This is a genomic window from Brevundimonas sp. NPDC055311 (genome assembly GCF_053645695.1).
Genome location: NZ_JBSHMV010000002.1, coordinates 770,302 through 790,490, shown reverse-complemented (window position 1 = coordinate 790,490; position 20,189 = coordinate 770,302). Strand labels below are relative to the sequence as shown.

Sequence of the window (20,189 nt, the reverse complement as noted above, 5' to 3'; positions counted from 1 at the left end):
ACTAGACAAGCTCCGCAGCGGCGCGTCGGGCGCGCATGACGTCGGCGACATCGGCCAGCACGCTCTCGGTCGTGGCCCAGCGCCCGGCGCCGCGCCCCTTGCACGTCCACACCCGGCCGTCCTGACCATAGACTTTCAAGGCGTTGCGCTCTCCGTTCAGCGACAGGAAGAGCGCGTCCTCCAGCGCGCCGTCAAGACGGACATAGGCGTCCAGGGCGCCCTCGCGCTCGAAGCAGGCTCCGATCTGGCGCACCGGCGCCTCGCCCAGCGGCGTCTCGGCGGCCAGCACGTCGCGCGGCAGGTCCTCGGGCGAGCGGCCGAAGGCCTCGAACGACAGCAGCTTGACCTTGGCCGCGGCGTCAAAGCCTTCCAGGTCCGACGAGGGGTCTTCCTCGGCGAAACCGGCGGCGCGGGCGTCGGCCAGGGCGTCGGAGAAGGTCGCCCCCTCGCCCAGACGTTGCAGCATGAAGTTGACCGTGCCGTTCAGCACCGCCTCGAAACCGACCACCGGACCGGCGGCGCGCGCGGCGCGCAGGGTCTCGATCATCGGCGAGCCGCCGCCGACCGAGGCCGACCAGGCGACGCGACAGCCATTGACGTCGGCCAGGGCCTGAAGCCCCTTGGGATCGCGGGCCACGGCCTGCTTGTTGGCGCTGACGACGTCGCAGCCCGCCTCCAGCGCGCGGCGGATCAGGGCGTGCCCCGCCTCGCCCTCGGACAGGGCCTCCAGCACCAGGTCCGGCTTCTTGGCCAGAAGGGCTTCGACGTCATTGGTGAACAGTTCGGCGGGCGCCGATACGTCACGTTTTTTCAAGGGGTTGCGGACCAGGACGCCGACCACTTCAAAGCGGCTGTCCGGCAGCAGGCGGCTGAGCAGGCCGCCGCCGACGACGCCGCAGCCCGCCACGGCGACCTTCAACGGCGCCGCCGCCTGCACCGGGCCCGGAGGCGCGCCGCGTTCGCCGACGATCGTGCCTTCGGCGCGGCCGAGCGCGGCGACTTCGATGTCGACGCCGCGCGCCTCGGCCAGGTCGATGGCGTCATGCTGGACCAGGGCGCCCCCGACCTGACGCGCCGTGTCCCAGCTGGCGCGGCGATAGCGCAGCGGCGTGCCCGTTTCCGAGGCCGGATCGCGGTCGTAGAGGCCGTCGACGTCCTTCACCAGACGCACCCGCTTCAGACCCAGTTCGGCGGCCAGGACCACCGCCGTCAGGTCCGATCCGCCGCGGCCCAGCAGGGCCACCCGGCCGTTCGAACGCACCGCGCCGAAGCCCGGAACCACCACCACCTCATGCTCAACCAGGGCCTGATGCAGACGCTCGCCCTTCAGCGATACGGGGCGGGCGTGCTGGGCCGGGCCTTCCGCAACGATGCCCAGTTCGCGCACCGACAGGCCGACGGCGTCCAGCCCCACCCGGTCGCAGGCCACGGCCACCAGGGCGGCGGCCTTTTCCTCGCCCAGCACGACATAGGCGGGCAGCAGCTCGTTCTCGTGATCCAGACCCAGGCTGCGGGCGTCGGCCAGCAGCTGATCCGTCTGCCCGGCCAGGGCCGAAACCACCGCCACAACCTTACGCCCGGCGCGGACGTGGCCGTAGATTTCGCTAGCGACGGCGGGGGCCTGGGACGCGTCGCGCAGGACCGAGGAGCCGAACTTCAGCACCACCACATCGGCGGAGGGGACGAGCGCTGCGACCGGTTTCGACTGATCGGCGACGAGGGCGAGAGAGGCGGACATGGGCGGTTTCCTGAAGGCTGGATCTGGGAGGATTTCGAGAGAAGTCGGCGGTGATCGGAGGTGGGTTCGGGCCAATAAAAAACCCGCCCGGAGGTCCGGGCGGGTGATCGGTTTTCTGCGTTGTCTCGCCTAGACGGCGCGCATCATCCGGTCCCCGCCCGCAAGGGCATGGTGGTGGTACCGGTGGTGGTAATCATGGACGCGAAGAGGCCCGTCGCCGAGGCGGCGATCGCGGTCGTCTTCATGCTGGCGAGGCGGTAAGGCACAGGCGGCGTCCGGTTGAAAATCGTGCCTTAGGGTGAGCCAGGGCGCCGCGCCGCGTCAACCCCGTGTCGGAATAATTTTTCGCGACATCGCCTCAATGGGCCTATTTCACCATCACACCGAGGTGCTTTCAGTGAAACGGGGTGAAATTTTTCGCTTGACCGGCGCTCTTCGCAACCGCACCGTAAGCTCACTCATCAAGACCGGCTGAGGGATTAGGCCCTTTGACGCCGGGGCAACCATCGGGTTCCGCCCGAAACGGTGCCAACTCCTGCGGGGTTCTTCGGGCTTGCCTGATAGGACCGCGAGAGATGGGTGGAGCATCGACGAGGCGACGCTCCACAGGTCTGTCACTGCATGGGTTCCTTGGCGAGCCGTATCTGCTGAGTGACCGAGACCCATGACCCTGGCCCTGATCGACCCCGCTCCCGCTGAAGAGCCCGCCTGTCGTCCCGCTTCCGCGCGCCGTCCGTCCGAGCTGCTGCAACGCGACGGGGCCCACGACGTCGTGGTTCCGATCCCCGATGGTTTCGAACTGGATTTCGGCGGAACCCTGACCCAGAAACAGGTCATCGGCCGCCTGCACGGCAAGGCTGACGCCCCCCTGATCGTGGTCGCGGGCGGCATTTCCGCCGATCGCTACGTCCACCGCACCGAGACAAAGGGGCTGGGCTGGTGGTCCGGCGCCGTGGGCGTGCGCGCGCCGATCGACCTGACCCGCTTCCGCGTCCTGGCCTTTGATTTCGCACCCGAATTCGGCGAAGGCGTGAAGGAGCCGAAAACGCCGCTGACCATCACCACCCAGGATCAGGCCCGGCTGCTGGCCCTGTTGCTGGACCATCTGGGGGTGGAGAAGGTCGCCGCCTTCGTCGGCTGTTCCTACGGCGGCATGATCGCCCTGGCCTTCGGCGAGATCTTCCCCGACTGGGCCGAGCAGCTGGTGGTCGTGTCCGCCGCCCACCGGCCCCACCCGCTGGCCACCGCCTGGCGCGGCATCCAGCGCCGCATCCTGCAACTGGGTCTTGAGACCGGCCGCGTGGATCAGGCCGTCGGCCTGGCGCGCGAACTGGCCATGACCACCTATCGCACCCAGGAAGAGTTCGGCGACCGCTTCGATTCCGAGGCCCCCAGCCATGCGGGCCAGGCCTATCCGGTGTGCGACTATCTACAGGCGCGCGGCCGGGCCTATCGCGACCGCACCACCCCCGCCCGCTGGCTCAGCCTGTCGGACTCCATCGACCGCCACCGCGTCGAGCCCGAGGCGATCACCGCCCCCGTCACCCTGGTCGGCTTCACCACCGACCGCCTGTGCCCCATCGACGACATGAGGGAGCTGGCCGACCGCCTGCCCAATCTCTGGCGCTTCGAACAGCACCCCTCCGTCTACGGCCACGACGCCTTCCTGAAGGAAGACGCCCTGGTCGCCGACATCCTGACCTCCGTACTGAAGGACATCGACCAATGAGCCGCGCCCGTCCCGCCGATCCCCGCACCATCGCCGCCCGCTCGGGCGTCGATACGGACACGGCCCACGGCGCGGTCATGCCGGCGCTGTATCTGTCGTCCAACTATTCCTTCGCCGCCTTCGGCCAGCCGCGCAAATACGACTATTCGCGCTCGGGCAATCCGACCCGCGACGTGCTGGCCGAGACCCTGGCCGAGCTGGAAGGCGGCGCCGGCGCTGTGGTCACCGCCACCGGCATGGCGGCGGTCGACCTGCCGCTCAGCCTGCTGGAGCCGGGCGACCTGCTGATCGCGCCGCACGATTGCTACGGCGGCACCCACCGCCTGCTGTGCGCCCGCGCCAGGAAGGGGCATTTCCGCGTCGCCTTCGTCGATCAGAACGACGGCGCCGCCCTGGACGCCGCCCTGGCCGACGGCTGCAAGCTGGTGCTGGTCGAGACCCCGTCCAACCCCCTGCTGCGCGTCACCGACATCGCCGAGGTCTGTCGCCGCGCCCACGCCGTGGGGGCCAAGGTGGTGTGCGACAACACCTTCCTGTCGCCGGCCCTGCAACGGCCGTTGGAGCTGGGCGCCGACATCGTGGTCCACTCGACCACCAAATACATCAACGGCCATTCCGACGTGGTCGGCGGCGCCGTGATCGCGGCCGATCCGGCCGATCATGAACAGCTGGCTTGGTGGGCCAACTGCCTGGGCGTCACCGGCTCGCCGTTCGACGCCTATCAGACCCTGCGCGGGCTGCGGACCCTGTTCACCCGTATCGAGCGCCAGCAGGCGACGGCCAGCTTGGCCGCGGCGGTTCTGGAGCTGCACCCGGCGGTCAAGGCCGTCCACTATCCGGGCCTGACCAGCCACCCTGGTCATGATCTGGCGGCGCGCCAGCAGTCGGGGCCGGGCGCCATGCTCAGCTTCGAACTGAACGGCGGAACCGAGGCGGTGCGCCAGGTGATCGAGCGGCTGGAGGTCTTCACCCTGGCCGAATCCCTGGGCGGGGTCGAAAGCCTCGTCGCCCACCCGGCCACCATGACCCACGCCGCCATGACGCCCGAGGCGCGCGTGACGGCAGGCATCACCGACGGCCTGCTGCGCCTGTCGGTCGGGCTGGAGCATCAGGACGACATCCTGGCCGACCTGACCCAGGCGCTGGACGCGGTGTCGCTGAAGGCGGCGGCGTAAGCGCCAGGCGCGCTTCTCCCTCCCCTTCATGGGGAGGGTGGCTAAGCCTGCAAGGCGAAGTCGGGTGGGGGCGGCGGGACGATGAGCGCGTCTTCTATCTTGCCATCATTCTCGGGCTTGACCCGAGAATGACGGCGGGTGTCAGGATCATCCTCCCCACCCGGCCGCTACGCGACCACCCTCCCCATGAAGGGGAGAGAGAATTCAGCGCTTAAGCCACGGCTCGCGCCAGGGCTTCCATCCGCCCGCGGGCGTCCAGATCGCGAGCGTCGTCCAGGGCGAACTGGCCCATCATGCGGTCCAGCTCGACCGCGTCGGAGGCCAGGGCGTGACTGGCGGCGGTCGACTGTTCGACCATCGCAGCATTCTGTTGCGTGACCTGATCCATCTGGTTCACCGCGATGTTGACCTGCTGCAGACCGCTGGACTGCTCCTGCGAGGAGGCGGCGATCTCTTCGGCGATGACGGTCAGGCGCTGGATCTGACCGGCGATGCGCTCCAGCGCATGGCCGGTGTCGCCGACCAGGGCGACGCCCGTCCCGACCTGGCGGCCCGACTCGTTGATCAGGGTCTTGATCTCCTTGGCCGCCGAGGCCGAACGCTGAGCCAGGGCGCGAACCTCCGACGCCACGACGGCGAAGCCGCGACCGGCGTCGCCCGCGCGCGCCGCCTCGACGCCTGCGTTCAGCGCCAGCAGATTGGTCTGGAAGGCGATCTCGTCGATCACGCCGATGATGGCCCCGATCTCGGACGAAGAGCGCTCGATCTCGCCCATGGCGGCGATGGCGCGGCTGACCACGGCCTGTCCTTCGACCGCTTCCGACTGGGCGCCGCGCACCACGCCGCCCGCCTCCGTCGCGCCCTCGGCCGAGCGCGCCACGGTGGCGGTGATCTGCTCCAGGGCGGCCGCGGTCTCTTCCAGGCTGGCCGCCTGCTGTTCGGTGCGGCGCGACAGGTCGTCGGAGGCCTGTGATATCTCGCGGGCGCTGGCGCCGATGGCCGCCGCGCGTTCGACGATCACCCGCATCACGCCCTGCAGCTTGTCCATCGCCGCGTTGAAGTCGGCGCGCAGGGCTTCATATTCCGGCGCGAACGGGTCGTTGAGACGGAAGGCCAACTGGCCGTGCGACAGCCGATCCAGTCCCCTGGCCACGCCCTCGACCACGCGGGCCTGCTGGCGGGCGGCCTCGGCGTCGCGCTCGGCCTGGGCCTCGCGTTCAGCATCGGCGGCGAGGCGCGCGGCCTCGGCCTCGGCTTCCAGCCGCACCTTCTCCTCGGCGTTCTGTCTGAAGGTCAGGACGGCGTCGGCCATGCGGCCGATCTCGTCGCGACGGCCGACCGCCGGGATGGCGACGTTCAGATCGCCGCCGGCCAGACGGCCCATGGCGCGGGTCATGGCCTCCACCGGGCGGCTCAAGGCGCCGATCAGCCACAGGGCCGCCGTCATGGCGATGCCCAGCGCCAGCACTCCGCCGATGGCGAAGGCGACGTAGGCCTGGGTGAAGGCGGAGGCCTTGGCTTCGGCGCGCGCCTGGGCCTGAACGGCCTCCTTCTCGCGGATCGACCCGACCGCCTGGCGAATGTCGGTCAGGCGCGCCGCCGAGGCGACCTGGGCCAGGGCGGCGCCCTGGGTCGCCGGATCGCGCGCCAGGGCCATGACGTCCGAGGCGCTCTTTTCAAAGGCGGCGGCGGCGGCGATCAGGCTCTGCTGCTCGCCGGCATAAGCGCCCTCGACGTCGGACGCAGCCAGGTCCGCCATCCGCGCCTTCACATCGGCGCCGCCCTGGTTGAAGGCCTCGACGAAGCCGGGGTCGCGATTGGCGACGTAACCGCGCATGGCGTTCTGCTGCTCGACGGCGGCGGCCATCAGACGGTCCGACGCCTTCATCACCTCACGCGAGGTCAGGTCCGCCGCATCGGCGCGCTGCAGCGACGCCACGCACCACAGGACGATCAGGGTGGCCGCCCCGCACGCCGCGATCACCGCCATGAAGGACAAGATCAGCTTCTTGGGGACGGACAGGTTCTGCAGCATGACTTCAAGGCTCGGGGAGGGAGGTTCAGCACCGCTCCTAACCTGCGCCTGTTCGCAAAGTGTTAGCGCCCGCCTGCGGGCATCTACTTAATCGCGGTCACAGCGCCTTCAGCACCACCGACAGGGCGGTCAGCAGCAGATAGACGGCGAAGGCTCGGCGCAGGATCTTGCGATCCAGCCGGTGCGCCAGCCGCGCCCCATAGGGCGCCGTCAGCGCCGTGAGCAGCCCCATGATGACGGCCGCCGGCACATTGACGTAGCCAAGCGACAAGGGCGGCCGCCCCGGCGCATCCCAGCCGAAGACGGTGAAGCCAAGGGCCGCCGCCGCCCCGATGGCCAGGCCGAAGCCCGAGGCCGTCGCCACCGCCTGGTGGATCGGCCGCCCGCACAAGGTCATGGTCATGCCGCCCAGACTGCCCCCGCCGACGCCCATCATGGCCGACAGCAGGCCGATGCCCGTGCCCACGCCACGCCGCCCCCAGCCCGTGGGCAGATCCTTTCGCAGGGTGAACCGCTCGGGCGTCAATCCCATCTGCGTCGCGACCAGCAGCAGGCAGGCGCCGTAGACGACGGCCAGCCCCTCCATCGAGGTGAAGCCGGCGATCGCCGCACCGACCAGGCCGCCGAACGCCACCCAGGGCGTCCAGGTCTTCAAGACCGTTTCGTCCACCGCCCCATGCGCGCGGTGCGTGGCCAGGGACCGGAGCGAGGTGGCGACGATGGTCAGCAGCGAGGTGCCGATGGCGACGTGCAGATTGCTTTCGCCCCCCACGCCCAGCACCGAGAAGGCGTAGAACAGCGCCGGCACCAGCACCGTCCCGCCGCCGACGCCGAACAGGCCGCCGATCACGCCCGCGATCGCGCCGGCTCCAGCCAGGGCGGCGAGCATCAGGGCGATTTCGGACAGGGGGAGCGCGCTCATAGCTTGGGCATAGCGGTACAACCCGCCAGCGTCATCACCGGAAAGCGCCCCCGGCCTTCGTCATCCCCCGGCGAGCAGAGCAAGACCGGAAGGCGCGGCGCGCAACGGTCGCCCTCCGGCGCCGCTGGGTGCGGTCAGCGCGGCTTGCCGGAGAATGACGGAAATTGAGTTTCAGGCGGCTTCGTCGGTCTCGCCCAGCCGAGCCCGACGCGCCTCGGCCTCGCGCACGGCCTCGACCGCGCGATCCACGACCTCCAGCCCCGCGCCGGGCTTCACGCCCTCGACGGTCAGGATGCGACGGAAGGCGCGCGCGCCGGCCCGGCCGTGCATCAGGCCCAGCATGTGCCGGGTCATGCTCGCCAGATTGGCGCCCTCGTCGAGCCGCGCAGCCATATAGGGGCGGTAACGCTCCAGCGCCTCGAACACGTCCACGTCCGGCGTCGCCTCGCCGAAGATGCGGCGATCCACCTGCCCCATCAGCGCCGGTTCGTGATAGGCCGCGCGGCCCAGCATGACGCCGTCCAGCTGCACCCCGTCGTCGGCCCTCAGATGCGCCTCGGCCTGATCCAGATCGCCGATCCCGCCGTTGATGCAGATGGTCAGATGCGGCCGCTCGCGCTTCAACCGTCGCACCAGCGCATAGTCCAGCGGCGGCACGTCGCGGTTCTCCTTGGGCGACAGCCCCTTCAGCCACGCCTTGCGCGCGTGGACGACGAAGCTGTCGATCCCCACCGCCGCCGAGGCGTCGACCGTGGCGAACAGGCTGATCTCCGGGTCCTGATCATCGACGCCGATGCGGCATTTGACGGTGGCCGGGACGCTGACGGCTTCCCTGATCGCCGCCATGCAGTCGGCCACCAGCTCCGGCTCGCGCATCAGACAGGCGCCGAACCGGCCCGACTGCACCCGGTCCGACGGACAGCCGACGTTCAGATTGATCTCGTCATAACCATAGGCCTCGCCGATCTTCGCCGCCTCGGCCAGCTGCGCCGGGTCCGACCCGCCCAGTTGCAGCGCCACCGGATGCTCGACCGCGTCGAAGCCCAACAGGCGGTCGCGATCGCCGTGGATCACCGCCGGCGCCGTGACCATCTCCGTATAGAGCAGGGCGCGCGCGCTCAGCGCACGGTGAAACGCCCGACAGTTGCGGTCGGTCCAGTCCATCATGGGCGCGACGGATAGCCTATGCGGTTGTTTTATCGTCATTTATCTAGAAAGATCAAAACACTGGCGCACACGGAGCGCACGCGAAACGACGACGTCCTCGAAACTCCCGTCAGGAACGTGGCCGATCCGCACGACACGGAAGGGTCGCTATATAGGCGAGACCTTCCGCAAACGCGATGACGCGCGTGCGACCAAGGCCGAGGGCCGATCTCGGCGACGGCGAAGGGGGGCGCTTATCAGCCGCTTCGTGATCGCGACGGCAGGCCTATGGCTGCTTCAGCAGGCCCGCCGGCGTCACGGCCAATCGCCGGCCGGTGAAGGCTTGAGGATCGACATCTTCGATCACGACCCGCTTGCCGCCCATATAGCTGACCTCGACCCGAACCGGCTGCATCCTGGCCAGGCCGAAATGCACGGGACCGGCGCTTTGGGCGTTATAGCCGCCCCCCGTCGAGACCTGCCGGGTTCCGAGAATTTGGCCCTCCCGGTCAAACAGCCGCACTTCCGCGCCTGGCGGAATACGCTTTCCGCCCTCGTCCAGGACCAGAACGCTGAGGCTGCGTGAGCGGGCCGGCTCAGCCAGATCGTTATGGAAAAGGAAGTGGCCGCCCTCGTCGCCGTATCCGTCGGTCAGCGACAGGTCCAACGCGCCGTCGTTGTCGTAGTCGATCCATTCGACGCCGTGATCGCCGGCGTTCAACAGGCTCTCGCGGGTCAGGACCTGTTCAAACCGGCCGTCGCCGAGATTGCGGTAGAGCAGGTTGACGGGAATCTGCTTGCCCGGCTCGCCTTCATAATGGGTGACGAAGAGGTCCAGCCAGCCGTCATTGTCGTAGTCGCCCCAGGCCGCCGCCACGGCGTGGCCGCCGTGGTCCAGCCCGGCCTGGGCCGCGACTTCGGAAAATGTCCCGTCGCCGTTATTGCGGTACAGCAGGTCCGCGCCATAGACGGCGACGAAGAGGTCGAGGTTCCCGTCGTTGTCATAGTCGCCGACCGCGCAACCGACGCCGCCCGTGCTGCGATCCCGCCCAGCCTGATCCATGCCCAGGGCCGGCGCCACATCGACGAAGCTGCCGCCGTCATTGCGCCACAAAGCGTCGGTGGAGCCGGACTGGTTGGCCAGGAACAGGTCCAGGTCGCCGTCGCGGTCATAGTCCAGCCAACAGGCCCCGACGGTGGCGCGAACGTCGTTGACGCCGCCCTCCCCCATCACCGGAACGAAACGGCCGTCCTGATTGCGGAAGAGCTGGTTCGGCCCTGCACGGTCCGCCGCATAGAAGTCCAGCGCGCCGTCGTTGTCGTAGTCGATCCAGTTGGCCTGGCGGCTCATCCGCCCCGGCACGACAAGGCCCAGCGTCTCGGCCTGCTCCACAAAACGCAGACCGCCGTCGTTGCGCCAGACGAAGGAGCGATTGGCCGCGCGATCGCCCATGACGTTCGATCCGCCCATCAGGTCGACGAACCCGTCGCCGTCGAAGTCGCCCCAGCTCAGCCCGCGAATCTCGATGCCCGAGGTCGGCAGGCCCATCTCCGGGCCGATGTTGACGAAAGCGCCGCCATCGTTGCGATAGAGGCGAACTTCGCCGCTCTTCCAGGAAACGGCCAGGTCCAGGTCGCCGTCGTTGTCGAAGTCCGCCCAGGCGTTCGACAGAGCGCCCGGAACCGAAAAGCCCTCGACCTGAACCGAGGTGAAGGCCGGCTCGCCCCCCGCCGCTCCAGAGGCGGCGACCATCAGCGCCAGCGACGCCGCGCCCGCCGAATACCCAATCCGTCGTGTCATGGTCAGGCCTTTCATGGCTTGAAGTTGAAGGGCGTGCGTTCCTGGACGGCGGCCTCGACCTGCTCTCGCCGCAGCAGCAGTTCGCGGAAATCGGCGCGCGACACGCGTTCGATCTGATCGCTGTAGTGCGTCGTGCCCGGCTGGCGAGAATTGCCGTAGCTCATCAGGCCATAGGCCCGCACCGGGGTGGAGAACTCGATCATCGCCACCCACGTCTCGCCGTGGACGGGCGTGCGAACCCCGTTTTCGTCAGGATCGGACCAGGTGAAGACCCGGAAGGAACCCAGGTTGCCGTAGCCGGCGGCGCCCGGAACATTCACGTCGTTCAGGATCATGCGTGAAGCGTCGCCGAACGGCCGGTCGATCGCGCCGTATTTGCGCTTGGTGTTGGCGATGGCGGTCCGCAGTTGATCGACGGCGGCCTTGGTGTCGCGGACGCCGTAGGGCGTGCTGACCGGCTTATCCAGCGACCAGGGCGTGGCGAAGCCGGCCTGGCCGGCGAAAGACTGACCGGCGAACAGACGCGCCCATTCCTCAAACAGCAGGGCGGCGCGGCTGTCGCTGGTGAACTCGCGATCCCACGCCGCCAGCAGGCGCGCCGCCGCCTGGACCTCGGGATCGGGGTCGATCAGGGCCGCCGGGATCAGATCCGGCAAGGTGCGGTCGGCCATGACGGCGCGGTGGCTCAACTGCAGCGCCATGAAGCGCTCCAGCGTCAGGTCGTCGTTCTCGGACATCAGACGCACGCTTTGTTGCGCACGCAGGGAATGCGGCGTCTGGGGCGCCAGATAGGAGGGGAAGTCCCTGGGCGTGTAGGTGACGGGCCAGGTCGGCGTCCACGGCGGATCATTGGAGTTCTGCACGAAGCCGCCCGGCGGATTGGTGACGCGCGGCAGATCGTCCAGCGGGTGGGTCTCGGTCCACAGGTAACGCGAAGAATCGCCCGGCACGAGCCCCTGCCAGAAGGCGATGTCGCCCTCGGCCCGTTTGGGCGCCACGCCGTTGAAGCTGTAGTTGATGGTCCCTTCGCGGTCGGCGTAGACGATGTTGAAGGTCGGCACCTGCATCCGCGCCATGGCCGCTTCGTAGTCGTCGAAGCTGTCGGCCGTGATCATGTCGAAATACTGCTCGAGCATGCCCGGTCGATCCAGGCCGGCGACCCGAACGGCGACGGCCGTGCCGTCCGCGCGCTCGAAGACCGGACCATGGACGCTGGAGCGAATCTCCAACGGCTTGTCGATCGTCGACCCGTCCGCCTGACGCAGGCGATACGAGGCCTGACGCCGCTCGAACGGCCGCACCTGACCGTCATACAGATAGCCGCGGTCCTGAAGCGTCAGCCGATAGTTGGTGGCCCCCACCATGCCGTTGACGGTGTTGGTGATGCCCATCCGCTGGTTGAAGGCGAAGCGGATGACCGGCAGGCCGATCTGGGTCGCGCCATAGATTTCGAAGTCCGGCGTGACGAGATGCGCCTCGTAGTAGGTGAAGTAGTCCGTCGTCCAGGACAGGTGCGGGTTCTGCAGCAGCAGGGCGTTCCCGTTCGCCGTCTTGCCCGGCGCCACAGCCCAGGAGTTGGATCCCTGATCGGCCAGGTCCGGCGGGTCGCCCTCGCCCAGGGTGCGGCCGGGCGACGCGACATAGAGGAAGTTCATCAGGCGATGGGCGTGGGCCACCACGTCGGCGCCGGAGACCGGCAGCACCTGCCGCACCTCGGGCGAGATGTCGTCGGGGTTCTGCTGCGCATAGGCGTTGATGCCCGCCGCGAAGGCGTCGAGGTTGGCCCGGAAATCAGGCGACTGCTGCGCATACCACTGCTGGGCGCGCTCCGGCACGCCGTTCGTCAGCAGCCAGACGGTCGTCTGTTCGTAATCCGGTCCCCAGTATTCGGCCCCCTTGCCCCGCGCTTCTCCATACAGGCGCAGGATATTGTCGCCGTGGCTGCGCGCCTGGGCCCAGCCGTAGCCGTAGAAGGCTGAGGGCGCGTCGACCCCGTAGATGTGCGGGACGCCGTAGCCGTCCCACAGGATCTCATTGCTTCTCGGTTTATAGGCCGCAATCGGCGCCTGCGGCGTCGAGGTCGGCTCGGCCAGCGCAAAGGCGACGCCGGGCGCAAGGCCGATCACAGTCGCCATAACCAGGGCGGACGTCGCCCGGTGCAGAACTCTCAGCATGGATTTCCCCTCTCACCCAGATCCGGAGACGCCGTTGCAGCGGCGCCCCCGGAACGTTCCCCTAGATCACCACTTGTAGGCGGCGCGTACGAACCAGGATCCGCCGGTGAAGCCGAACGGCGCAAGCCCGCTGTACATCCCATTGCCCAGGTCGGCCGACGGCTCCTGAATCTTGGTCGGGTAGACGTTGAAGATGTTGTTGGCGCCCAGCGTCAGGCGAACGGCGTCCGTCACGTCGTAGTTGACCTGAAGATCGGTGATCCAGGCGGCTTCGATCTCGCGGTCCAATGCCGGATTGGACGAGTGTCGCGTGGTGTATTCGCCGAACCGCGTCAGACGCAGGTTGGCGCTGAGCCGATCCAGCGTCCAGCCGCCGTTGAGCGAGATCTTGGATTTCGGCAAGGATTCCGTCAGCGCCGCCTGCTTGCTGCGGTCGAAGATGACGATATCGCCCAGCGCCGCCAGCTCCGGCGGATTGTCGATGATGCCGGTGATCTCGGTTTCGTTCTGATTGTAGCCGAAGCTGAAATCGAAATCGCCGAAACCGACCGTGCCGTACTTGTAGGTCGCGACGATGTCGAAGCCGCGCGTCCGCGTGTCGATGGCGTTGGTGTAGTACTGACCGCTGACATCCGGCGACAGGCCGTTGGCCACCATGATGGCCTGAAGCTGTTCGCCGATGGTCGTCACCCCGTCCGCCGACAGACGCGTATCGATCGGCGAGAAGGTCGTCGTGACGGCGATGCGATCGGCGACGTCGATCTGATAGGCGTCAAACGTCAGGACGAAGTTTGAGAAGGGCGTCAGGGTGAAGCCCACGCTCAGGTTCTCCGACATTTCCGGCGTCAGCGGCTTCGCGCCCAGGGCGATCGCCTCCGGCGAATTGACCTGGAAGTTCTTCAACCGCAGGGACTCGGCGACCCCAGTGCCCCGGATGTCGCGCAACTGGCTGGTGGTGGCGGAATAGGCCTGCTGCGCCAGGCTGGGAGCGCGGAAGCCCGTGTTGAACGAAGCCCGCAGCGCGGCCCAGTCGTTCAACTCATACCGGCTGCTGATCTTGTAGATGGTGGTGTCGCCGGCCGAGTCGTCGAAATTCTCGTAGCGCACGGCCCCGCCGAGATAGAACCGCTCGGTCGGATTCCAGCCCAGTTCGCCATAGACGCTGTAGTTGTTGCGGCTAACGTCGGCCTCGTCTTCAGGCCGGAACCCCGGCGTGGACTGCGTGCCGGGAGGCAGGGGCTGGCCCGCGAACGGCTGGCCCGGCGGACGGACGTAATCGCCCTGGATCCAGCTCGCCTCGTCCCCCTGCTCGATCGTGTAGTTCTCCCAGCGGTGTTGCAGGCCGAAGGACACCTGCAACTCGCCGGCGTTCTCGAGCGTGAAGCCGCGCGTCACATCCAGCGCATTGACCCACTCGGCCGACGCCAATTGTCCGATGTAGAAATGACGCGGACTGCTCGGCCCCAGGCTGGCGTTCAGGCTGTAGTTCTCCCAGTCCGAAACGTTCGAGCCGTAACCCGTCGACAGATCCCAATCCCAGCCGGCCAGAGCGCCACGGGCGCCGAGGACCGCCTCATAGTCCTTGTCCTTGATGACGGTCAGGGTGCGCAGGCCGTCCGGCGCGATCTCGGGCAGAACGGTGATGTTGGTGGGCGGCCGCCACGTCCAGCTCAGGTCGGACTTGCGCTGACCGTAGGTGCCGAAGGCGTAGAGTTCGAGCTCATTGCTGACCGTATAGGCCGCATTCGCCCCGAAGACGTTGGAGACCTGAGGCATGGTGCCGTAGTTGGTCGTCACCATCCGGTCGATGATCGCTTCGCGCGGGTCGAGCGAACCGTCGGGCAACAGCGGATACAGGCGCACGGAATCGGCGATGCGCTCCGCCCGGTTCGACGCGCCGCGATCCATGAAGCTGTACGACAGGTTCAGGAAGCCGTCCTCGCCCAGCGCCAGACCGAGGTTGGCGTCCAGGTTCACATAGCGGCCGTCATTGCGGTCGAAGTTTCGACCATGGGCGACCGAGACGCTGCCGCCTTGGGCGCTGGAGTTCAGCATGACGTTGATGACGCCCGCCACCGCGTCCGAACCGTACTGGGCGGCGGCCCCGTCGCGGAGCACCTCGACCCGGGCGATGGCGCTGGACGGGATCATGTTCAGGTCGACCCCGACCGAGCCGTTGTAGAGCGTCGAAACCGAATTGATCAGCGCCGTCCGGTGACGACGCTTCCCATTGACCAGCACCAGCGTCTGGTCCGGGTTCAGGCCTCGCAACGCCCCGGTGGCGATGACGGTGGAGCTGCCGCCGCCGGATCGCGCCGGCAGGTTGAAGGACGGCACCAGGTACCGCACCGACTCGAACACGCCGGTCTGAGCCCCCTGCTGCAACTGTTCGGCGTTGAACACGTCGATGGGCGTCGGGCTCTCGATCGCCGTGCGCGGCGCTCCGCGCACGCCGGTGACGATGATGTCGTCCACCCGCGCGGCCTCGGCGGCTTCAGGCTGCGCTCGTTCCTGAGCGAACGCCGTCCCCGCCGTCAGGCTGAGCAGACTGGCTGACGCCAGGCTCGCCGCTTTCAAGCCAACTTCACTGAAATCCCTAATCATCGCTCAGTCCCTCCCACTCCAGACCTGCGTTACAGCCCCTCGCTGCGCAGCCGGGTTCTTGTGATTACGCTCGCTAATACTGATTTCAATCGTGAGTAATCATGCTCTTATGTTTAGTATCTCTCATGAAAACAAAAACTATGAGCGATATGCCGATCATGACCGTCACATACCAAAAGTAGGCACTCTCGTTATTCTGTGACTTGAACCACAGAGCGGCGTACTCGGCCGTGCCGCCGAACAGGGCGTTGGCGATGGCGTAAGGCAGGGCCACGCCCAGGGCCCGCACATGCGCCGGGAACAGTTCGGCCTTCACCACGGCGTTGATGGCGGTGTAGCCGGACACGATCACCAGGGCCGCAAGAGCCAGGGCGAAGGCCGCCGGCGCGCTGTTCACCGTGGCCAGGGCCGACATGATCGGCACGGTGAAGAGCACGCCCAGCACGCCGAAGGCGATCATCACCGGCCGCCGCCCGATCCGGTCCGACAAGGCTCCGACGACGGGCTGCAGCAGCATGAAGACCAGAAGGGCCGCAGCGCTGATCTGGGTGGCCGCGTCCTTGGAAAAGCCCGACGTGTTGACCAGGAACTTCTGCAGATAGGTGGTGTAGGTATAGAAGGCGAGCGTGCCGCCGGCCGTCAGCCCCATCACCAGAAGCGCTTCCTTCGGGTGCTTGAGGATCAGCAGCATGGCGCTGGATTTCGGCGCGGCGCGGGTGTCTTCCGCCTTGAAGGCGTTGGTCTCGTCCAGACCCCGGCGCAGCCAGAACACCACCACGGCCAGGCCCGCCCCGACGAAGAAGGGAATGCGCCAGCCCCAGGCGCTCAGCGCCTCATCCGTCATCGTCGCCTGCAGGACGATGAGCAACAGCAGGGCCAGAAGCTGGCCCGAGATCAGGGTCACATACTGGAAACTGGACCAGAAGCCGCGGTTCTTGGCCGTCGCCATCTCGGACAGGTAGGTGGCCGAAGAACCGTATTCTCCGCCGACGCTGACGCCCTGCAACAGCCGGGCGACCAGCAGCAGGGCCGGCGCGGCGATGCCGATCTGGGCGTACCCCGGCGTGCAGCCGATCAGCAGGGAGCCGGCGCACATCAGGGTGACCGACAAGGTCAGGCCGGCCTTGCGGCCTCGTCTGTCGGCGTAGACGCCCATGATCCAGGCGCCGATGGGCCGCATCAGGAAACCGACCGCAAAAACGGCCGCGGCGCCCAGAAGTTGGGCCGTTCCATCCTCACTCGGGAAAAAGATCGGCGCAAAATAAAGCGCGAACGCAGCATAGGCATACCAGTCAAACCACTCGACTAGATTGCCTGTTGATCCACCTATGATGTTCTTGAGGCGGCGCGCGTTAGTCATTGAAGACATATCACCGGCTCCGGGAGAATCTATTCTTGCAATCGCAGTGATCCCGGCTCATCAAATCTGACATATCCGCGCCCCCAATCCCTTAAACCGCTCTGCGACGGCTCGATGAAGAATGATAGTCATGGGGATGATCGAGGCGGCAACGCAGTCGCGCGAAAACTTCACAACGCGATGTTTTTCTTCACTTTAACGCCTGTCTCGTCCCGATCCCGCGCCGCTCCGGCGTGCCGAAAACCGCCCATGTGAGACCGCCTTTTGTCCCGCAAACCACACAGTTCCGTGCGAAACGCCCTGCAGCCGCGACACCGCATGCTGACGCTGGTGGCGGTCAGCCTCTTCCTGGGCTGCGGACTGGCGGTCTGGAGCGGCGCCTACTGGGCTGCGCGCCAGGCCCGGCTGGCGACGGACGCCGCCGCCGCCGAGCAGGCGGACAAGCGCGCGCGTCAACTGGCCGGCGCCCTCCAGAAGTTCCGCCTCCTTCCCCTGGTGCTGAGCGAATACCCCGACGTCCACGCCGTGCTCAGCGACGCCCGTCCCGATTCCGTGGCGCGGCTGAACGGAAAGCTGGAGCTGCTGGCGGAGCGGACCGACGCGGCCGCCATCTATGTCATCGCGCCGAACGGCCTGACGCTGGCGGCGAACAACTGGAACGAGCCCGGCAGCTTCGTCGGACAGAATTTCAGCTATCGCCCCTACTTCCTCAACGCCATGGCCCATGGGGAGGCCGAACTCTTTGCGGTCGGCTCGGTCACCGGGCGTCCAGGCTTCTTCATCGCCCGCAGGATCGACGACGGCGCTCGAACCCTGGGCGTCATCGTCGTCAAAATCGATTTCGCCGATCTGGAAGCGCAATGGAGCGGAACGGCCGAGCACACCCTGGTCGTCGATCCTCGCGGCGTCGTCATCATCACCGACCACGACCCCTGGCGATTTCGCGCCACACGCCCGCTGACGCCTGAAGATCATCAGGGCATCCGCAGCGCCCTTCAGTTCGCCTCCCTGCCGCTGTCGCCGCTCCGGTTCATGCAGAATAGAGACGGGGACCTGAGCATGGCCGATGCGGAAGGCCGCTTTCGTTCGTCGAGAACGGCTGCCGCCATCGAAGGCGCATCCCTGCTGCATGTGGCTTCGCTGGAGCCGGCCTACAGGAGCGCCAACCTCCAGGCCCGCCTGGTCGTCTTCGCCGTCCTGGCCGCCGCCGTCATGGCCTTCGCCGCCTATTGGCGCATCCACATGGGCCGCCTGGCCCAGGTTCGCGCCCGTCAGGCCCTGGAGGAGGAAGTGGATGCGCGCACCAGCGAGTTGCGCGACGCCAATCGCCGCCTGCGCGAGGAATCACAAGGGCGCCTGGCGGCCGACCGTCGGTGGCGCGCCGCCAGCGAAGAACTGGCCCAGGCCAACCGCCTCGGCCTGATCGGCCAGGTCACGGCCGGCGTCGCCCACGAGATCAACCAGCCGATCGCCGCGATCCGCGCCTTCGCCGAAAACGGCGCGCGCTATCTGCAGCGCGGCAGCATCGCCAAGGTTCAGGACGATCTGGCGTCCATAGTCGATCTGACCGACCGCGTCGCGCGGATCACGACGGAGCTGCGCTCCTTTTCACGCAAGCGGACCCCGCTGGTGGACGAAGTCAGCCTGAACGAGGCGCTGGAGGGCGCCCTGCTGCTGATCGGCGACCGTTTACGCACGGCCGGCGTTCGCCTGGACTGGACCCCGCCTGTGGAGACTCTGCGAGTCTGCGCCGACAAGATGCGGCTGGAGCAGATCTTCATCAACCTGATCCAGAATGCGACCGACGCCTTGCAGGGTCGGCCCGACCCGACCATCGCCGTCGCCATGGAGATCGGCGAAGAGGATGTTTCCATTGTCATCGCCGACAATGGTCCAGGCGTCTCTCCCGAGCTGGCGGGGTCCCTCTTCACGCCTTTCGTCACCAGCAAGCCGACTGGACTGGGCCTCGGCCTCGGCATCGCCCGAGACATCGCCCGTGAGTTCGGCGGTTCCCTTTCCCTGGCGGCTTCGCCCTTGGGCGGCGCTGCGTTTCGTGTTCGATTGAGACGCGCATGACGACTCCGGAAACTCCCCCCTCGGTTCTGTTCATCGAGGATGACGCCGAGTTGCGGCGCGCGATCGTCGACGCGCTGGATCTTGAATCCATCGTCGTTCAGGCCCTGCCTGACGCCGCCCAGGCCCTCGCCGCCCTGACGCCTCAGTTCCGCGGCGTGGTGGTGTCCGACATCCGCATGCCGGGCATGGACGGACTGGAGCTGTTCTCGCGCATTCGCGAACTGGATTCGCAGATTCCCGTCATTCTGATCAGCGGGCACGCCGATGTTCCGATGGCGGTTCAGGCGCTGCAGGACGGCGCCTTCGATTTCCTGACCAAACCCTTCGCCATGGATCGGCTGATCAACGCCGTGAATCAGGCGCAGAACTATCGGACCCGCGCCCTGGCGCATCGCGCGCTCCGCGCGGCGACGGAAGCCGCCGCCCACGCCAACGCCCTGCTGATCGGCGAAAGCGCCGCCATGGTCGCCCTGCGCGAGGCCATCGCCCGCATCGCCGCATCGGATCTGGACGTTCTGGTCGAAGGGGAAACCGGCACCGGCAAGGAGTTGGCGGCCCTGACCCTGCACCGCCTCAGCAAGCGACGCGGCAAGAGCTTCATACCGGTCAACTGCGGCGCCATCCCCGATCACTTCGCCGAGGTCGAGCTGTTCGGCCAGACGCTGGACGGCTCCGGCTATCGTCGCACCGCCCAGGTCGGCCGGATCGAGGCGGCGGACAAGGGCACGCTGTTCCTTGACGAGATCGACAGCATGAGCCCCGGCGTCCAGGTCAAGCTGTTGCGCGTCCTCGAGGAACGCACCCTGACGCCGGGCGGCGAGCCCTATCCTGTCGATATCCGGGTCATCGCCGCTTCGAAACGCGATCTGGAAGGCGCGGCTCGAGAGGGCGCTTTCCGATCCGACCTGTTCTATCGCCTGAACGTCGTGCGTTTGCGGATGCCCCCGCTGCGCGAACGACGAGAGGATATCCTTCCGCTGTTCGCGCATTTCCTGGCGGACCGAAAGCAGGGGACGGAGATGGACGCCTACGCCGTATCCGACCCCATTCGCCGACACCTTATGGAGCATAGCTGGCCCGGCAATGTGCGGGAGTTGCGCAATTTCGCCCTCAGCACCCTGGTCAACGCCCCCGACGTCGAACCCGCCGCGACGCCGTCGCCTCAAAGTCTCACAGATCGGGTGGATGCCTTCGAGGCGGCTCTGATCCGCGAAGCCTTACAGGCCGCCAGGGGCAACGTCTCCGAGGTCATCGCCCGCCTGGCGACGCCCAGGAAGACGCTTTACGGCAAGTTTAAGCGCCTCAACATCGATCCGGCGGACTATCGCTAGCCCGACTTTCGCGACCGCTTCGTGCGGATACGCTCCGGCGAGACGCGTTGCGCGCCCTGAGCGACGCTCGCAAAACCCACTGCATCGCACACCACAGA

General features: G+C 67.4%; 12 protein-coding genes and 1 riboswitch. Of the genes, 4 read left to right on the top strand and 8 right to left on the bottom strand.

Annotated features, from left to right (window positions below; translation table 11 throughout):
- Position 1: 1 nt before the first annotated feature.
- Positions 2-1,738 (bottom strand): amino acid kinase family protein, encoded by a 1,737-nt coding sequence (locus ACWIDZ_RS09570; protein WP_453990187.1) that lies wholly within the window; start codon positions 1,736-1,738, stop codon positions 2-4.
- A gap of 455 nt (positions 1,739-2,193) precedes the next feature.
- A riboswitch (SAM riboswitch) is annotated at positions 2,194-2,320 on the top strand.
- Positions 2,321-2,402: 82 nt separating this feature from the next.
- Between ACWIDZ_RS09570 and metX the strand changes: the two genes are divergently transcribed.
- Both metX and metB read left to right on the top strand, forming a co-directional pair.
- Positions 2,403-3,467, top strand: a complete 1,065-nt coding sequence (gene metX, locus ACWIDZ_RS09565; RefSeq protein ID WP_346520131.1) for a homoserine O-succinyltransferase MetX — start codon at positions 2,403-2,405, stop codon at positions 3,465-3,467.
- Positions 3,464-4,642, top strand: coding sequence for a cystathionine gamma-synthase (gene metB, locus ACWIDZ_RS09560; RefSeq protein WP_453990185.1), 1,179 nt, complete (start codon positions 3,464-3,466; stop codon positions 4,640-4,642). Before metX ends, metB begins: the two co-directional genes overlap by 4 nt.
- Before the next feature lie 211 nt (positions 4,643-4,853).
- Here the strand turns inward: metB and ACWIDZ_RS09555 are convergent, their stop codons facing one another.
- The 7 genes from ACWIDZ_RS09555 to ACWIDZ_RS09525 form a co-directional block, all read right to left on the bottom strand.
- Positions 4,854-6,677, bottom strand: coding sequence for a methyl-accepting chemotaxis protein (locus tag ACWIDZ_RS09555; RefSeq protein ID WP_453990183.1), 1,824 nt, complete (start codon positions 6,675-6,677; stop codon positions 4,854-4,856).
- A 97-nt stretch (positions 6,678-6,774) separates the two neighbouring features.
- Positions 6,775-7,599, bottom strand: a complete 825-nt coding sequence (locus ACWIDZ_RS09550; protein ID WP_346485859.1) for a sulfite exporter TauE/SafE family protein — start codon at positions 7,597-7,599, stop codon at positions 6,775-6,777.
- A 171-nt stretch (positions 7,600-7,770) separates the two neighbouring features.
- A complete protein-coding gene (dusA, locus tag ACWIDZ_RS09545) occupies positions 7,771-8,805 on the bottom strand; it encodes a tRNA dihydrouridine(20/20a) synthase DusA (RefSeq protein WP_453990181.1) in 1,035 nt (344 codons plus the stop codon).
- Between the two features lie 226 nt (positions 8,806-9,031).
- Positions 9,032-10,546, bottom strand: a complete 1,515-nt coding sequence (locus ACWIDZ_RS09540) for a CRTAC1 family protein (RefSeq protein ID WP_453990179.1) — start codon at positions 10,544-10,546, stop codon at positions 9,032-9,034.
- Between the two features lie 11 nt (positions 10,547-10,557).
- Entirely contained in the window at positions 10,558-12,720 is a 2,163-nt protein-coding gene (locus ACWIDZ_RS09535) for an acylase (RefSeq protein WP_453990177.1), read from the bottom strand.
- Between the two features lie 66 nt (positions 12,721-12,786).
- Positions 12,787-15,297, bottom strand: coding sequence for a TonB-dependent receptor plug domain-containing protein (locus ACWIDZ_RS09530; RefSeq protein ID WP_453990175.1), 2,511 nt, complete (start codon positions 15,295-15,297; stop codon positions 12,787-12,789).
- 112 nt (positions 15,298-15,409) lie between these two features.
- Entirely contained in the window at positions 15,410-16,693 is a 1,284-nt protein-coding gene (locus ACWIDZ_RS09525) for an MFS transporter (RefSeq protein ID WP_291777417.1), read from the bottom strand.
- Positions 16,694-17,002: 309 nt separating this feature from the next.
- On the opposite strand from ACWIDZ_RS09525, the gene ACWIDZ_RS09520 reads away from it, so the two are divergent.
- Entirely contained in the window at positions 17,003-18,760 is a 1,758-nt protein-coding gene (locus tag ACWIDZ_RS09520) for a sensor histidine kinase (protein WP_453990173.1), read from the top strand.
- Complete coding sequence (locus ACWIDZ_RS09515) at positions 18,757-20,091, top strand: sigma-54-dependent transcriptional regulator (protein ID WP_453990171.1); 1,335 nt, start codon at positions 18,757-18,759, stop codon at positions 20,089-20,091. The genes ACWIDZ_RS09520 and ACWIDZ_RS09515 overlap by 4 nt, the downstream gene beginning before the upstream one ends.
- The last annotated feature ends 98 nt before the right edge of the window (positions 20,092-20,189 follow it).

What these genes read in the sequence shown, in the direction of transcription:
- ACWIDZ_RS09570 (WP_453990187.1), bottom strand. Translation starts at nt 1,738, where the DNA reads ATGTCCGCCTCTCTCGCCCTCGTCGCCGATCAGTCGAAACCGGTCGCA.
- metX (WP_346520131.1), top strand. Translation starts at nt 2,403, where the DNA reads ATGACCCTGGCCCTGATCGACCCCGCTCCCGCTGAAGAGCCCGCCTGT.
- metB (WP_453990185.1), top strand. Translation starts at nt 3,464, where the DNA reads ATGAGCCGCGCCCGTCCCGCCGATCCCCGCACCATCGCCGCCCGCTCG.
- ACWIDZ_RS09555 (WP_453990183.1), bottom strand. Translation starts at nt 6,677, where the DNA reads ATGCTGCAGAACCTGTCCGTCCCCAAGAAGCTGATCTTGTCCTTCATG.
- ACWIDZ_RS09550 (WP_346485859.1), bottom strand. Translation starts at nt 7,599, where the DNA reads ATGAGCGCGCTCCCCCTGTCCGAAATCGCCCTGATGCTCGCCGCCCTG.
- dusA (WP_453990181.1), bottom strand. Translation starts at nt 8,805, where the DNA reads ATGACGATAAAACAACCGCATAGGCTATCCGTCGCGCCCATGATGGAC.
- ACWIDZ_RS09540 (WP_453990179.1), bottom strand. Translation starts at nt 10,546, where the DNA reads ATGACACGACGGATTGGGTATTCGGCGGGCGCGGCGTCGCTGGCGCTG.
- ACWIDZ_RS09535 (WP_453990177.1), bottom strand. Translation starts at nt 12,720, where the DNA reads ATGCTGAGAGTTCTGCACCGGGCGACGTCCGCCCTGGTTATGGCGACT.
- ACWIDZ_RS09525 (WP_291777417.1), bottom strand. Translation starts at nt 16,693, where the DNA reads ATGTCTTCAATGACTAACGCGCGCCGCCTCAAGAACATCATAGGTGGA.
- ACWIDZ_RS09520 (WP_453990173.1), top strand. Translation starts at nt 17,003, where the DNA reads ATGCTGACGCTGGTGGCGGTCAGCCTCTTCCTGGGCTGCGGACTGGCG.
- ACWIDZ_RS09515 (WP_453990171.1), top strand. Translation starts at nt 18,757, where the DNA reads ATGACGACTCCGGAAACTCCCCCCTCGGTTCTGTTCATCGAGGATGAC.